Below are 13982 nucleotides of genomic sequence, written 5' to 3' on the forward strand. Positions count from 1 at the left end.
ATCTCATGAAATAATAACAAACTCCTAAGATTGCTTCGCCGAATTACTACGTAATTCTTCTCGCAATGACGGGTAGCCGACCTCTCACAATGACAATTGACAATACTTTAATATAAATATAGGTTAATGACAATGATAAAACTAGAGCAAATTTTTTGGCATGTTTGGATTAATGGTGATTTAGTTCCTTATCAATTCGCAAGGATTCATGTTTTAACTCATAGCCTGCATTATTCAGGATCGGTGTTTGAGGGTGAGAGAGCTTATAACGGCAAAGTTTTTAAACTAAAAGAACATACGGAAAGATTAATAAAATCAGCAGAAGCATTAGGTTTGAAAGTACCTTATAGTGTGGACGAGATAATAAAAGCTCATGAACTTGTAATAAAACAGAATAATATTAAGGATGCGTATATAAGACCACTTATTTGGTGCGGAGACGAGTCGCTAAATATTACTAACCCTGATTTGTCTACTAATCTTTTGATTGCCGGTATTCCATCAATGCCCAGGTCTTTTGAGAAAGGTATAAATTTGCATGTAAGCCGCTGGCGTAAAGCAATACCTGATAGCACCCCGGTACAATCTAAATCCGCCGCTCAATATAATATGGCAATAACGAGTAAAAAAGAAGCTAAAGCTCTTGGCTATGATGATGCCTTATTACTTGATTATGAAGGATATATTGCTGAATGCACTACAACAAATATTTTCTTTGTTAAAGATAAAACATTATATACTCCAATTGCCGATAGATTTTTAAACGGTATAACAAGACAGACTATTATTGAAATTGCAAAAGATTTAGGTCTAGAAGTAAAAGAAGAGCGTTTGAAATTAGAGCAAATAGAGAATTTTACCGGATGTTTTGTTACAGGCACGGCAATCGAGGTACAAAATATTGATTCTATAGATTTAGGCAATAAAAAGATTACTTTTGATGATCATAAAACTGCAGAGCGTTTGAAAAAAGAGTATGGGCGTATTGTTAGGGAGTAGGAAGAGCTGTGTGGGACACGCGAGCCGTCATTGCGAGGAAAATTATGAAGTAATTTGACGAAGCAATCTCAGGATGTTTGACAAGATTGCCACGTCGAAACTACGTTTCTCCTCGCAATGACGATTTTGGTATCTACGCAAGCAAGCCTTCCTCGCAATGACAAATTAATAAAAAAATAAAAAACAATGAATAACATATTTAAAGGTTTAATTACCGCAGCTATAACACCTTTTAAAGATAATAAGTTAGACTTATATGCTTTAGAGAGAATTTTAAAACATCAAATAAAGCATGAAGTCGATGCAGTATTAATTGCAGGCTCAACCGGAGAAGGTAGTAATCTCAGCTTTGAAGAATATAAATTATTACTGCAAACTAGCGTAGAAATCGTTAATAAGCGTATTCCTATAATAAGCGGATGTTCATCAAATAATATTGCTTATGCAAGAGAGCTTGCAGCGGAATCTACAAAAATCAAGGTTGATGGTTTTATGGCTAGTCCGCCATCTTATGTAAAACCTACCCAACACGGGATTTATAAGCATTTTGAAGCATTACATGAAGCGTGTAATCTACCTATTATGTTATATTCAGCTCCAACTAGAAGCGGAGTAGATTTTTCTGATGAGACGATATTAAAACTTAGCAAGCTACCGCGTATCTTAGCATTAAAAGATTGCGGCGTAGATTTAGAACGCCCATTGCGGATTAGAGCAATAGTTAAAAAGGATTTCAACATTTTAACCGGTAACGATGAAGTAGTCTTAGCTTTTAACGCACAAGGTGGGGTAGGGTGGACTTCCGTAGCCTCTAATATTGCTCCTAATATATGTAAAGAGCTACTAGAGAAGTGGAATAAGAATGATACTAAAGGAGCATTAGAAATCCATCAGAAATTACTGCCTTTATATAAAGCATTATTTGTAGAGTCTAATCCGATTCCGATAAAATATGCTGCATATTATTTAGGTTTATGTGAAAATGAAATTAGACTCCCATTAACTGAAGCAAGCGATAGTGCTAAAAAACAAATTGAAAACATTATAACATCACTATCTATAAAAATATGACCGAATATAAGAAAGTTATTGCACAAAATAAGAAAGCCCTTTTTAATTATTTTATTGAAGAAAGATTAGAAGCAGGTATTGTATTAAAGGGCAGTGAAGTACAGTCTCTGCGTCAAGGCAAAGCTTCTATAGAGGAAAGCCATGCGGCAGATACCGGACATGAGGTATTTTTGTATAACTGCCATATTGCGGAATATGAGAAAGCGAATAGATTTAATCATTCTACTCGTAGACCTCGTAAATTATTGTTGCATACTAAAGAGATAAAGAAAATTATCGGTAGAATTAGAATAAAAGGCTATACGCTAGTAGCTCTTTCTATGTATTTTAATAAAAAAAATAAAGTAAAAGTTGAACTTGGTATTGCTAAAGGTAAGAAATTACATGATAAAAGAGAATCAATTAAAGAAAAAGATTGGAAAAGAGATCAAAGCAGATTAATAAGACAGAAGTAAGGGATTTTGCTTTTTTCGTCATTGCGAGAAGAATTATGTAGTAATTCGACGAAGCAATCTCGTACCAAATTCCTGAGATTGCCGCACGGTCTTTGACCGCTCGCAATGTTAAACAAAGTAAAAACAATATAAAAATTAAATATAGGAATTTATGCAGCATATTATAGGTAAAATATTGGTTATATTTGTAGTTGTGATAGGAGTTTTATTTGTTTTCAAAACAATGAAAACTTATTCTACAAATCCGGTTTCCGTTGAGGTTAAACAAAGCGAGGATGCAAGGAAATGTGAAGAGGAAAGAGTCCAAGAAATAATCAAAGATTATTTGCTTAAAACTCCGGAAATAATAATAGAATCAATAGAAGGCTTGCAAAAACGTAAAGTACAGGAAAATGAGACTAAAGTTAATAACTATCTAAAAGATAATAAGTTAGGTATTGAAGATAGTACAAGCTTTCCTGTTATAGGAAATAAAGACGGGGATGTAACAATAATTGCTTTTTATGATTACAATTGTTCTTATTGTAAAAAAGGTGATGTTTCTATAAATGAACTATTGCAAAACGATCCAAAAGTTAAAGTTATATTACGACCGCTACCTATCCTTGGAGATGCTTCCGAATATCTGGCAAGAATAGTTTTAGCCGTTTATAAGGTTAATCCAAGTAAATTTAAAGCTGTTCATGATGAACTAATAAAAATAAGAGATGTTTCTAAGGAATCTATAAAAGAATTATTAACCGAGAATGGCTTAAATGCTACAGAAATTGAAGAAACTGCCGATAGCAATGAGATTAAAGATTTAATTACTCAAAATATGAAAATAGCTAGAAGCCTTAGAATCCAAGGAGTACCTGCGTATATAATTGATTCAAAATTAATACCCGGGTTAATAGATTTCCCACAATTACTAAATATAGTTAAAGAAATTAGGGATAATAAGAGTTCTTAAGAAAAGATAAATGTCATTTGTTATTGCAAGGGACGTTGTTGCACGGATCGTTTTATGTCATTCCTGCGAAAGCAGGAATCCATATAAAGCGAAATAACTTCAGCTTTTAATTTCAAAAATTTGCTGTATTTATGCTTTTTTTTGGATTCCTGCTTTCGCAGGAATGACACCGAGCGTGTTTTTCGAACCATGCAACAAAGTCGTAATTTTTTCGCAATGACGATAGTATATAATGATTAGCCTTTATTCAGTAAATCTAACATAGTTTTACCGATATCGGCAGGGGATCTAGTGATAGTTACGCCGGCACTTTGCAATGCTTCAAGCTTATCTTCGGCACTTCCTTTTCCTCCGGCAATAATAGCCCCGGCATGTCCCATTCTTTTACCTGGAGGTGCTGTAATACCTGCAATAAAGCTAACAATAGGCTTCTTGATTTTTGATTGCTTGATAAACTCGGCTGCATCTTCTTCTGCATTACCGCCGATTTCACCAATCATAATAATTGCTTTTGTTTCATCATCTTTCAAAAACATATCAATACAATCAACAAAATTAGTGCCGTTAACAGGATCGCCGCCTATACCGACACATGTAGATTGGCCAAGCCCTACGGCTGTTGTCTGTGCTACTGCTTCATAAGTTAGAGTACCTGATCTTGAAACAATACCTATCGTTCCTCTTTTATGAATATGCCCAGGCATAATACCGATTTTACATTCACCAGGTGTGATAACTCCAGGGCAGTTAGGACCGATTAATCTAGTTTTAGAACCGACTAAAGCACGTTTTACTTTCACCATATCAAGTACAGGAATTCCTTCCGTTATACATACTACTACTTCGATTTTGGCATCGATTGCTTCTAATATCGAATCAGCGGCAAAGCCGGGCGGAACATATATAACGCTTGCATTTGCACCGGTTTTTGCTTTTGCTTCATGTACGGTATTATATACAGGTAAATCAAGGTGAGTATGACCGCCTTTGCCGGGTGTAACACCGCCAACCATGTTAGTGCCGTAAGCTATCGCTTGTTCAGAGTGAAAAGTTCCTTGTGAACCAGTAAAGCCCTGACAGATAACTTTTGTTTTTTTATTTATTAATATTGCCATGTTAAATAATTTTTATTGTTTTTATTTTTTTGTGTCGTCATCGTCATTGCGAGCAACTGAAAGCGTTGTTGCATGGATTGTTATTATGTCATTCCCGCGTAGGCGGGAATCCAGTAATTTAAAGGTTATACATAATAGGTTTTTAAAATTAAAAGCTCGATTTATCTCGCTTTACCCTGGATTCCTGCTTTTAGCTAAGAATGACACCTACAACTTTACCGTATCGCTTCAACTATCTTATTTGCAGCATCTGCTAAATCATGTGCCGGTATTATTTCTAAACCGGAATTTGATAAAATTTCTTTCCCTTTTTCAACGTTTGTACCGGCTAAACGAACCACTAACGGTACTTTTATACCTATGTCTTTTGCTGCTGCAATAATCCCTTCCGCTATAATATCACAACGCATAATACCGCCGAAAATATTAACTAAGATCCCTTGCACTTCTTTATCGGATAAAATTATTTTTAAAGCTTCTTTTACACGCTCACGATCAGCCCCACCGCCAACATCTAAGAAATTTGCAGGTGACGCACCGTAAAGCTTAATAATATCCATAGTAGCCATAGCAAGACCGGCTCCGTTAACCATACAACCGATATTACCGTCCATTTTTACATAGCTAAGTCCTGCGTTTGCCGCTCTAGTTTCTAAAGGATCTTCTTCATCGTGATCACGCATTGCTGTAATATTCGGATGTTTGAATAAGCCGTTATCGTCAAAAGTGATTTTTGCGTCTAAAGCGAGTAAATTTCCGTCCGTTTGTACAATTAACGGGTTGATTTCAATTTGTGCTGCATCAGTTTCAACAAAAGCATTATAGACTGATTTTACTATTTCTTTCATCTGTTTTGCTTGGTTATCCTTAAAGCCTAACTCATAAGCTATGCCTCGCATATGAAAATCTTGTAAACCGGTTGCAGGATCAACGGAAAATTTAACAATTTTTTCCGGAGTTTTTTCTGCTACTTCTTCAATATCAACCCCTCCTTCGGTAGAAGCTATGAAAGTAATACAGCTAGCTGATCTATCAAATACGATACTGAAATAATATTCCTTTAAAATATCACAACCTGATTCAATATAAAGACGATTTACTTTTTGTCCTTGAGGTCCTGTTTGATGCGTTACTAAATTAATACCGAACATGTCATGGGCCACTTTCTTAGCTTCTTCTTTACTCTTAACAACCTTAACGCCGCCGGCTTTACCTCTGCCGCCGGCGTGTATTTGTGCTTTAACCACGTATACTTCCGTATTTAACTTATCTATTGTTTCATTAATCTTTTCGGTTTTCGTGACAACGAGTCCGGTGGAAGTAGGCACGCCGTATTTTCTTAAAATCTCTTTTGCTTGATATTCATGAATATTCATTTTAAATAATTTATTTAAATAATTAAAGTACAGTATAATAATTAATCTTTAAACTGTAAAGTAGAGAATTTTTTGTCGCTTGTCATTCCTGCGGAAGCAGGAATCCAGTAGTACTCAACGTCATCCCGCGAGCTTGTAGCGGAATCCAGTTTTTTTACTTTTTTATGGATACCGTGGTCAAGTCATGGTATAACACGGGAAAGAGCTGGATTCCTGCTTCCGCAGGAATGACATATGCTACTCATTCCACATCCTCTTAAGTACGTTATCTTTCCTAATAAAGTGGTGATATAATGCAGCTAGTATATGCAAAATAATTAAGGCAGTAAATAACAAAGCAGCTTTTTTATGGATTTTCTTAAAGATTTTGGCAAATTGTAAATCTTGAGCAAAAGAATTTATAGTAAACAAACCGTAAAAATCAATATGATGATTTGATAGGATAGTCATAAAAAAGCCGCTTATCGGCATTAATAACATTAAAAGATATAGCAAATTTATATTAATATTAGCGGCTTTTTTTTGCCAATTCGGTAAATCAGCTGGTAATAAAACATTAGCATTATAGAATTTCCATAAAAGCCTTATTATTACTAAAGATAAAACAACTATACCGGTTGCTTCATGTATCCCGTATAATTGCCATTTTAGAGGCGGTTCTATATAATTATCCATTAAGAAACCGACAACGAGCATTACTATAACTATAATACTCATTATCCAGTGAAAAAGTTTTGCAATTAAGCCATAAGAATTTTCAGTATTTGTAAGTAGCATGATAGTACTCCAATAAATTATTCTGAACTTAATGTCATTCCCGCTCTTTTATGTCATTCCCGCGTAGGCGGGAATGACATAAAAGAGCCATGCAGGCAACGCTTATGACTACTTGCAATAACGTAAGGATATCAATTCCCAACTGCCTTATCTATAATCTTTTCTGCCTCTGTACCGCTAATTTTTTCTTTATCATTCAGAATGAGATTAGCATTCTTTAAATCGTCTCCTATATGCTCCGCTCTTCCTTTTAAAATCTTAGCTAAAAACTGCTCAGCAAGAGCATAATATGAGATTCTGTTACCGGGTTTTGCAAATCCATGTCCTTCATCTTTGTAAAGTGCATAAACTACCGGTATATGCTTTGCTTTCATGCTATTTACAATCTGTTCTGATTCTGCCTGTACGACCCTCACATCGTGAGCACCTTGTGCTATAAATAAAGGCTTTTTGATATTATCAACAAAATTAATCGGTGATTTTTGTCTTAAAAACTCTTTTTCTTCTTCAGTATCCCAAGGTCCTATACGTGTTTTATATATACTTAACAATGGTGTCATATAAGGAGCTTTAGATTGCACATGAGTTAATAAATTAGACATACCGACAACGTCAACACCGCAAGCAAATATGTCAGGAGTCATGGTAAGACCGACAAGTGTAGCATAACCACCATAACTTCCGCCCATAATACAAACTTTATCAGAATCAACTATATTATTCTTAATAGCCCAGTTAACACCGTCAATTAAATCGGTGTGCATTTTACCGGCATATTCTAAATTACCGGCGTTTAAGAAATCTTTCCCAAAACCGGTAGAACCACGGTAATTTATACTTAAAACTGCGTAACCACGATTCGCAAGCCATTGATGCTCAGGATTGTATCCCCAGCTATCACGAACCCACGGTCCGCCATGAACATTAATTATTAGCGGTACTTTTTTATCAGGAATATTATTTTCATCAAGCTTTACATCATTTGGAAAAGTGATATAGCTAACTAAATCAAGCCCGTCACGTGACTTGATAATTACCGGTATCATCTTAGCAAGATTATATTGCTCAAGTTCTTTGCGATTAGTAAATAAAAATTCGGCTTTTTTATTTGCCCTATCATATTTATAATATTTCACCGGTGCATTATCAGCCATATAAGCAACAATCCAAATTTTATCGTCTAGCGTCCTACTATTAATAATTAAATCACCGCGATCGAGAGATTGCAAATATTTAATATCATCTTCAATATCTTTATCTAATATTTTATATGAGACTCTATCATAATCTATAGATACTGCTTGCGGAGTTTGCTTTGTGGGATGAACTGTAAATAAGCCGATATCGGCTTTTGCATCTTCGGCTAATATTTCTTCGCTGTCTGTAGCAAGTGTTATCGCCTTAAGGGCTGAAGTATTGCGGTTACGCCCCTCAAGCATATAAAGAATTTCGCCGCTAGCATCAAAACCGAGTATAGAAGTATTGAAAGAATCTTCCATTGAGATTTTAGTATATAATTTAGGTTCGCCGTCTCTTAATTCATAATATTCAACGGCTCCGTCTTTATCTAGTAAACTACCGAATCTTAAATTTAAATTTTCATCGACTACGCAATCAGTAAATCTATCATTTTTATAAATTAATTCTTTTTCTAGAGTATCTAGATTTAATTTGTAAATATCAAAATATTCAGGATTACGCTCATTTAAATATATTAATATCTCATTTGGTTTCTTATGACTTGCTCCTGCTATTCCGGCTTTAACTCCTTTTTCAGGAGTAAGTAATTTTGTCTCTTTTGTCTCTATGTTATAGCTATAAATTCGGTCATTTTCATCACCGTTAAAATCTTGGGTATATAAAATATTTTTATTATTATAAGCTTTAGCATAAGACCAAATACCACGTCCTTTGTCATGGGTTATGGCTTCTGCTTTACTAATATCATCTGAGGGGGCTAGCCAGATATTTAATACACCGTCTTTCGGTGCAATATATAGAATATATTTGCCGTCGTGGGTTAGAGAAACCCTTGCTTTATCAGGGTTACCGAATAAAACTTTTCTTGGGATTATTTGATTGTTATCCGTTATCGTTTGCTTTTGAAACATAAAAATACCGACACTTATTATTAATATAGTGCCTATAATATAGAAAATTTTACTCATTACTAATGGTTTGTTAGGTTATTTATAAGTGTCATGCCGTGACTTGATCACGGCATCCAGGTAAAGCGAGAAGAATAGAGCTTTTAATTTTAAAAATATGTGTATATTTTAATTACTGGATACCGTGGTCAAGCCACGGTATGACACCCAAGACGTTTTTATATCCACGCAACAATGCCATAAGGGCCATGGGATGACAGCTACACCTTCTCAATATTGCTTAAAAACCAATCAACTTCTTTAGTATTAGCATTACGTGTAAACGTCCATTCTTCTTTTAAATCTTCAATTTTGTCAACTACATTTTTACCTTGAAATAGTAATTTAATAAATATGTTATTACCGAACATGTAAATTTCTGAATATTTTGCACTTAAAGCCGATGAGTCAAAAAAATCACCATAGGACGATGTTATTTTTTCAAATTCTTCCAAATATCTTTTATCTATCAGCTCAGATAATTCTTTAGCATCTTTTTTATAAGCCGCCTCTATAATCATTTGAAAAGCAGTTTTAGCATTATTTATGAATTTAACCGGATCAAAGGAGTAAAGGCGTTTATGGACTTGTTCCATTCCATCTACGACCGCAGTTATATTATGTTCCACTATTATATCTTTAAAAGCTTTAATATCTTGGGCTGTTGGAATATTTTTTTCTTCTTTATTAGATTTAACTGTACTGTAAGTTACGTCCTTAATAACCGGTTCGCCAAAATAAGATTTTTGCTTTGTTTGTTCCTCTTCTGAAGTAGAACCGAGAGTCGTAATTAATTTGTTGATGATGTAAAAGGCAATAACGGCAAAAATTAATAACTCTATTATTTGAGGAGACATTTTCTATTTATTTTTATTAAAAGATTATTCTTATATCTTAATATAAAAAAATAATCTTTTAAAGTTATTTAATAAAAATAAGGATTTATTTTTATTTGACTTATGCTTAAAGTTTAAAAAAAATATTAAAAGATAACTAAAATACCTTGATTATTTCAATTATTATGATATTATTGTTTTGTAAATGATGTTTAAACTCCATCATTGCAAAACATTTATAGCCTTTAGTTTATTTATGCTAGGGGGCTGTTGTACTAAAGGCTTAATTTTTAAGCGTTTTTAGTATAACGGATAATTATTGTTTTCAATGATTGAGTTTATCCCCTAGCACCTATATATTTTTTAGCAACTCTTCCACTTTTATAGCATTATCAAATCCGTGATCATAATGAAATCTTATATCAGGCGAGAATTTCATATTTATTTTATTAGTAATAAAATTTCTGATAGCATTTTTAGAATTACTTAAGGCATCCATAATTTCATCTATTGTTAGTTTAGTATTAAAAGGCAAGAAATAACAATTAGCTATTTTTAGATCAGCAGTAACTATAACTTTTGTAATAGTGAGAGGACAATCAAAAAGTCTGCTATCCAGCATTTTACCACGTCTTAGAATTTCGATTAATGCTTCATTTATAATGCTTGCTAATTTTTGTTGTCTATGAGAATTAGTTTTGGTTAATTTTTTCATAAATTATAAAATATATAATGTTAGAGTATAATAGCATGCTTTTGCCAAACAACCAATACCTAAAAATTTTAGAAATTTTGTTTTAAAAAAACCGGAAAATAAGGAAATAAAGCATCCCCAAAAAGGAAAAGCCATTAAGAAAATTATAAATATCTCATATTTATAATATAATTTTGTTAAATTTTTATGTCTTAAGATATTTTGTTCATTTTTGGAAGCATAAAAGATATTTAAAACTATTCTTCCAAAAATATAATTGACTGCATTACCGCTAAGAGAAGCACAAATAGCCACTAGCAGCATTATTAAACTATTATAGCCCCCAAACATTTTCATAGAATGAAATATTAATTCATTCTGAAAACCGATAACAAGATTTGAGACAAAACTATCAACAAATAATAAACTATATGCTTCAAATTGGTTCATAAATGTAATATATTGAATTTTGATTAGGGGTACTAATTGTCATTGCGAGCGACCATAGGGAGCGTGGCAATCTCAGGAATTGGTATTACTTTATGAGATTGCCGCGTCGATGCTACGCATCTCCTCGCAATGACGATTTCGGTAACCCCTACTATCTAACACCAAAATAAAGTAACCGGCAATGAAAAAGCAAATTATTTATCCTGATTTTATAGCACGAATTTTTTCTACGGCACTTGATTTATCATTATTTGCCTTTATAGCAATCCCAATATCACAATTTTGTTCTTTTAATTTATTATGGTTGTTCTTTAATGATTATTTCCTTAGTAATAACATTAATCTTCATAATTCCAATGAAATGTTTAACTCTGTTATGAGTCAGGAATTTTATGAATATCTTACAGCAGGGAATTTTAATAAATATATTTTGTTTAATATTTCAATTTTTGCTACTAATATATTAGTAATAGGCTCATATTTCGTAACGCTTTGGTATTATAAAGGTGCAACGCTTAGTAAAATGTTTTTACGTATGAAAATCGTAGATGCCGTAACATTCAATCGTCCGACTTTAAAGCAGTTAATTAAAAGATTTTTAGGGTATATGACTTTTCCTATTGGTATTTTTTTCATACTTTTTTCTTCTAAAAAACAAGCATTGCATGATAAGATAGCCGGAACCGTCGTAATCAAATCTTAATATATGAACAACAACACAAATGATATAGACCAGCTAATTTATCTTTTTTCTAAATTGCCTGGGCTTGGTAGTAGGTCGGCAAGACGTATAGTGCTTTATCTACTACAAGACAAAGATGTTAGGTTAAAAAGCCTGATTAATAACCTTGTAGAGATAGATAAGAAAATAGTAAAATGCGAGATTTGCGGTAATATGGATACGGAAAATATTTGCTGTATTTGCTCTTCTGAATATAGAGATAAATCGGTTATTGCTGTTGTTGAAACCGTAGCTGAATTATGGGCAATGGAGCGTAGCGGTAATTTTAAAGGTTTATATCACGTACTAGGTCATAATTTATCGGCAGCTAGTAGGCAAAATCCTAGCATACTTCGGTTACCTGAACTACTTAAAAGATGTTTTGCAGAAAATATTAAAGAAGTTATTATTGCTACTAATTCTACTTTAGAAGGTCAAACTACTGCGTATTTTATTACTGAATATTTAAAAGAACATCCTGCCAAAACTTCTCGCCTAGCTAGCGGTATACCTATCGGAGGTGAACTTGATTATTTAGATGAGGGTACCTTATCTGCCGCTATTAACCTACGCCAACCTTTTGAGTAAAATATTATTGCTTTTACCTATCTAATTACTTAATAAAAATTAATTATTTCTTGACCTAATTATTAATTAATACTAATAATTAATATAGCACTGTTAACAAAATAATTTAATTAGCTTTAAAATTATTGGTCATGCCTCCATATTGCAGTTACGCCTATTAAAAAGCTATACGTTCAATAAGAGTACCAATAACCTTATCATGAATATCCAATGACTTGGAAAAGCAGATTGTCTTACGTGCAAGCCTCTTGCATCTCGTTCTAAGGTTCAAGTTACTTCGTTCTATCCGTTGAGTGTATTTTTTACTGATAATATGCTTTTTAGGGTCTAATAACCTAGCATAACTCCCCCATCCATCTGTATAGTAAAAAGTCACCTTGAAATTCTCTAGTTTTTTCAGTAATGATTCTAATGTGCTATCACATCTTGTACCAAACGTATAAGCAACTACTTTTAACGAAATCTTATCCAAGGCATACCAAAGCCATCGTTGTCTGGATTTATTCTGTACATAAGACCATTGTTCATCTATCTCAGGAGCAATAATTACTTCTGTTGTACTGATAGAATGATTTATTGTTTTTAATACTAGATTTTTTTAAAACACGGATAACTGTATTGATACCCGCTTTTAATACTCTTACTGTATCTCTAACTCCAGAGCCGTTGATTGACATTTCTACTATTTGCTCCTTAACTCCAGGCTTAGATGCATTATTAATATACTCCAATTGAAAATATCGATTACACCGCTTGCATTGATATCTCTGTTGTTTTGAAATTGAATATCCTGACTTTATTACTTCTTCTGTGTTGTTACAATATCTACACTTAACATCTATTTTTGCCATAACTCCTTAACTATAATTCTCTCTTATTACTGTTTGAGGATTATAGACTATTTACTCTAAACTGCAATACGGAGGCACGACCAAATTATTTTGTTAACAGTGCCATAGTTCAGTGATTGAACTTTTTATTAAAAAAATATGAGGTAAATATTATGCCAAATGATAATAATAACGGTATCAGTAACACAAATAGCCCAAACGGTAAATATATGGGAAGGAGTAAAACCTAACTGTGTAGTTATTACTTATTCTGTAAGTAATAATATTAATTCCACTCTTGAAGCCTTACAAGCACGAGGTGCAAGTGTTCATTACATAACTGATAAGGATGGAACACAATATCAATATCATAACGATTTAACAGATCAAGCTTTTTATGCGGGCAAGAGTAGCTGGAAAGGAGAAGTGGGTGTTAATAAGTTTGGTATTGGGAATATGCTTATTAATGATGCAAAAAACGATTTTTCTAAAGAGCAAATAGGGAAATTAAAAAGCTTTCTTGCAGATATAGCAACAAGATATCCGGATTTAGATTTAAAACATGATTTAGTCGGTCTTGGTGAAGTAACTGTAAACCGTGAAGGAAATGCTCATATAGCTCCTGGATCAAAATTTCCTTGGAAAGAATTAGCTGAAGCTGGTTTTGGTAGATATTTTGAGACTACGCAAGATCAAAAGAGTAAAGTATTATTAAGTCCTGATAGTACTGGAGAACAAGTTGATACTTTACAAACAAAGTTAAAAGCATATGGTTATGGAGTAGAATCTACAAGTACTTTTGATCAAATTACTCAACAAGCCGTCAGAGTATTTAATGATCGTTACGATACCGGTTTACCGAATGAAGAGCCGCCTGTAACTTGGACTGAAGCAAGTGAATATGAATTATCAAAATTATTAGGGGAAGAACTAGTTGGGGATATAATATAATTAAATATTATATCTTAATA

The 13982-nt window shown here is 33.2% G+C and carries 13 protein-coding genes and 2 pseudogenes; 7 read left to right on the top strand and 8 right to left on the bottom strand.

Annotation, left to right across the window (positions count from 1 at the left end; genetic code table 11):
* Window positions 1-126: 126 nt before the first annotated feature.
* The 4 genes from ACNFN7_RS06485 (at window position 127) to ACNFN7_RS06500 (ending at window position 3477) form a co-directional block, all read left to right on the top strand.
* A complete protein-coding gene (locus ACNFN7_RS06485) occupies window positions 127-999 on the top strand; it encodes a branched-chain amino acid transaminase (RefSeq protein ID WP_485441321.1) in 873 nt (290 codons plus the stop codon).
* A 186-nt stretch (window positions 1000-1185) separates the two neighbouring features.
* The gene (gene dapA / locus ACNFN7_RS06490; RefSeq protein WP_485441322.1) at window positions 1186-2070 is read left to right on the top strand and encodes a 4-hydroxy-tetrahydrodipicolinate synthase; all 885 of its coding nucleotides are present in this window, start codon (window positions 1186-1188) and stop codon (window positions 2068-2070) included.
* Window positions 2067-2525 carry an SsrA-binding protein SmpB gene (smpB, locus tag ACNFN7_RS06495; RefSeq protein ID WP_011270991.1) on the top strand — a complete coding sequence of 153 codons (459 nt, stop codon included), beginning with the start codon at window positions 2067-2069 and terminating at the stop codon, window positions 2523-2525. The genes dapA and smpB overlap by 4 nt, the downstream gene beginning before the upstream one ends.
* 151 nt (window positions 2526-2676) lie before the next feature.
* Window positions 2677-3477, top strand: a complete 801-nt coding sequence (locus tag ACNFN7_RS06500; protein ID WP_485441323.1) for a DsbA family protein — start codon at window positions 2677-2679, stop codon at window positions 3475-3477.
* Window positions 3478-3713: 236 nt separating this feature from the next.
* Here ACNFN7_RS06500 and sucD read toward each other — a convergent pair whose 3' ends face one another.
* From sucD to ACNFN7_RS06535, 7 genes are all read right to left on the bottom strand, one after another.
* The gene (gene sucD / locus ACNFN7_RS06505; RefSeq protein ID WP_485441324.1) at window positions 3714-4592 is read right to left on the bottom strand and encodes a succinate--CoA ligase subunit alpha; all 879 of its coding nucleotides are present in this window, start codon (window positions 4590-4592) and stop codon (window positions 3714-3716) included.
* A 215-nt stretch (window positions 4593-4807) separates the two neighbouring features.
* The gene (gene sucC / locus ACNFN7_RS06510) at window positions 4808-5968 is read right to left on the bottom strand and encodes an ADP-forming succinate--CoA ligase subunit beta (protein WP_485441325.1); all 1161 of its coding nucleotides are present in this window, start codon (window positions 5966-5968) and stop codon (window positions 4808-4810) included.
* A 237-nt stretch (window positions 5969-6205) separates the two neighbouring features.
* Window positions 6206-6745: a cytochrome b gene (locus tag ACNFN7_RS06515; RefSeq protein WP_081427757.1), complete on the bottom strand. Its 540-nt coding sequence runs from the start codon at window positions 6743-6745 to the stop codon at window positions 6206-6208.
* Between the two features lie 131 nt (window positions 6746-6876).
* Window positions 6877-8913: a S9 family peptidase gene (locus ACNFN7_RS06520; RefSeq protein WP_485441326.1), complete on the bottom strand. Its 2037-nt coding sequence runs from the start codon at window positions 8911-8913 to the stop codon at window positions 6877-6879.
* Between the two features lie 200 nt (window positions 8914-9113).
* The gene (locus ACNFN7_RS06525) at window positions 9114-9749 is read right to left on the bottom strand and encodes a Tim44/TimA family putative adaptor protein (RefSeq protein WP_485441327.1); all 636 of its coding nucleotides are present in this window, start codon (window positions 9747-9749) and stop codon (window positions 9114-9116) included.
* Window positions 9750-10080: 331 nt separating this feature from the next.
* Complete coding sequence (gene rbfA / locus ACNFN7_RS06530) at window positions 10081-10443, bottom strand: 30S ribosome-binding factor RbfA (RefSeq protein WP_011270999.1); 363 nt, start codon at window positions 10441-10443, stop codon at window positions 10081-10083.
* Window positions 10444-10446: 3 nt separating this feature from the next.
* Window positions 10447-10872 (bottom strand): YqaA family protein, encoded by a 426-nt coding sequence (locus tag ACNFN7_RS06535; protein WP_485441328.1) that lies wholly within the window; start codon window positions 10870-10872, stop codon window positions 10447-10449.
* Window positions 10873-11053: 181 nt separating this feature from the next.
* Here ACNFN7_RS06535 and ACNFN7_RS06540 point away from each other — a divergent pair, with 181 nt between their 5' ends.
* Complete coding sequence (locus ACNFN7_RS06540) at window positions 11054-11575, top strand: RDD family protein (RefSeq protein ID WP_485441329.1); 522 nt, start codon at window positions 11054-11056, stop codon at window positions 11573-11575.
* 3 nt (window positions 11576-11578) lie between these two features.
* Window positions 11579-12181 (top strand): recombination mediator RecR, encoded by a 603-nt coding sequence (gene recR / locus ACNFN7_RS06545; RefSeq protein ID WP_485441330.1) that lies wholly within the window; start codon window positions 11579-11581, stop codon window positions 12179-12181.
* A 157-nt stretch (window positions 12182-12338) separates the two neighbouring features.
* Here recR and ACNFN7_RS06550 read toward each other — a convergent pair.
* Window positions 12339-13032, bottom strand: a pseudogene (locus ACNFN7_RS06550) (IS1 family transposase).
* A gap of 152 nt (window positions 13033-13184) precedes the next feature.
* Between ACNFN7_RS06550 and ACNFN7_RS06555 the strand changes: the two are divergent.
* A pseudogene (locus ACNFN7_RS06555) lies at window positions 13185-13962 on the top strand (N-acetylmuramoyl-L-alanine amidase).
* The last annotated feature ends 20 nt before the right edge of the window (window positions 13963-13982 follow it).

It is taken from the genome of Rickettsia sp. MAE-05, assembly GCF_057319745.1.

What these genes read in the sequence shown, in the direction of transcription:
- smpB (WP_011270991.1), top strand. Translation starts at nt 2,067, where the DNA reads ATGACCGAATATAAGAAAGTTATTGCACAAAATAAGAAAGCCCTTTTT.
- ACNFN7_RS06515 (WP_081427757.1), bottom strand. Translation starts at nt 6,745, where the DNA reads ATGCTACTTACAAATACTGAAAATTCTTATGGCTTAATTGCAAAACTT.
- ACNFN7_RS06535 (WP_485441328.1), bottom strand. Translation starts at nt 10,872, where the DNA reads ATGAACCAATTTGAAGCATATAGTTTATTATTTGTTGATAGTTTTGTC.
- ACNFN7_RS06485 (WP_485441321.1), top strand. Translation starts at nt 127, where the DNA reads ATGACAATGATAAAACTAGAGCAAATTTTTTGGCATGTTTGGATTAAT.
- ACNFN7_RS06500 (WP_485441323.1), top strand. Translation starts at nt 2,677, where the DNA reads ATGCAGCATATTATAGGTAAAATATTGGTTATATTTGTAGTTGTGATA.
- dapA (WP_485441322.1), top strand. Translation starts at nt 1,186, where the DNA reads ATGAATAACATATTTAAAGGTTTAATTACCGCAGCTATAACACCTTTT.
- sucC (WP_485441325.1), bottom strand. Translation starts at nt 5,968, where the DNA reads ATGAATATTCATGAATATCAAGCAAAAGAGATTTTAAGAAAATACGGC.
- ACNFN7_RS06520 (WP_485441326.1), bottom strand. Translation starts at nt 8,913, where the DNA reads ATGAGTAAAATTTTCTATATTATAGGCACTATATTAATAATAAGTGTC.
- ACNFN7_RS06540 (WP_485441329.1), top strand. Translation starts at nt 11,054, where the DNA reads ATGAAAAAGCAAATTATTTATCCTGATTTTATAGCACGAATTTTTTCT.
- recR (WP_485441330.1), top strand. Translation starts at nt 11,579, where the DNA reads ATGAACAACAACACAAATGATATAGACCAGCTAATTTATCTTTTTTCT.
- sucD (WP_485441324.1), bottom strand. Translation starts at nt 4,592, where the DNA reads ATGGCAATATTAATAAATAAAAAAACAAAAGTTATCTGTCAGGGCTTT.
- ACNFN7_RS06525 (WP_485441327.1), bottom strand. Translation starts at nt 9,749, where the DNA reads ATGTCTCCTCAAATAATAGAGTTATTAATTTTTGCCGTTATTGCCTTT.
- rbfA (WP_011270999.1), bottom strand. Translation starts at nt 10,443, where the DNA reads ATGAAAAAATTAACCAAAACTAATTCTCATAGACAACAAAAATTAGCA.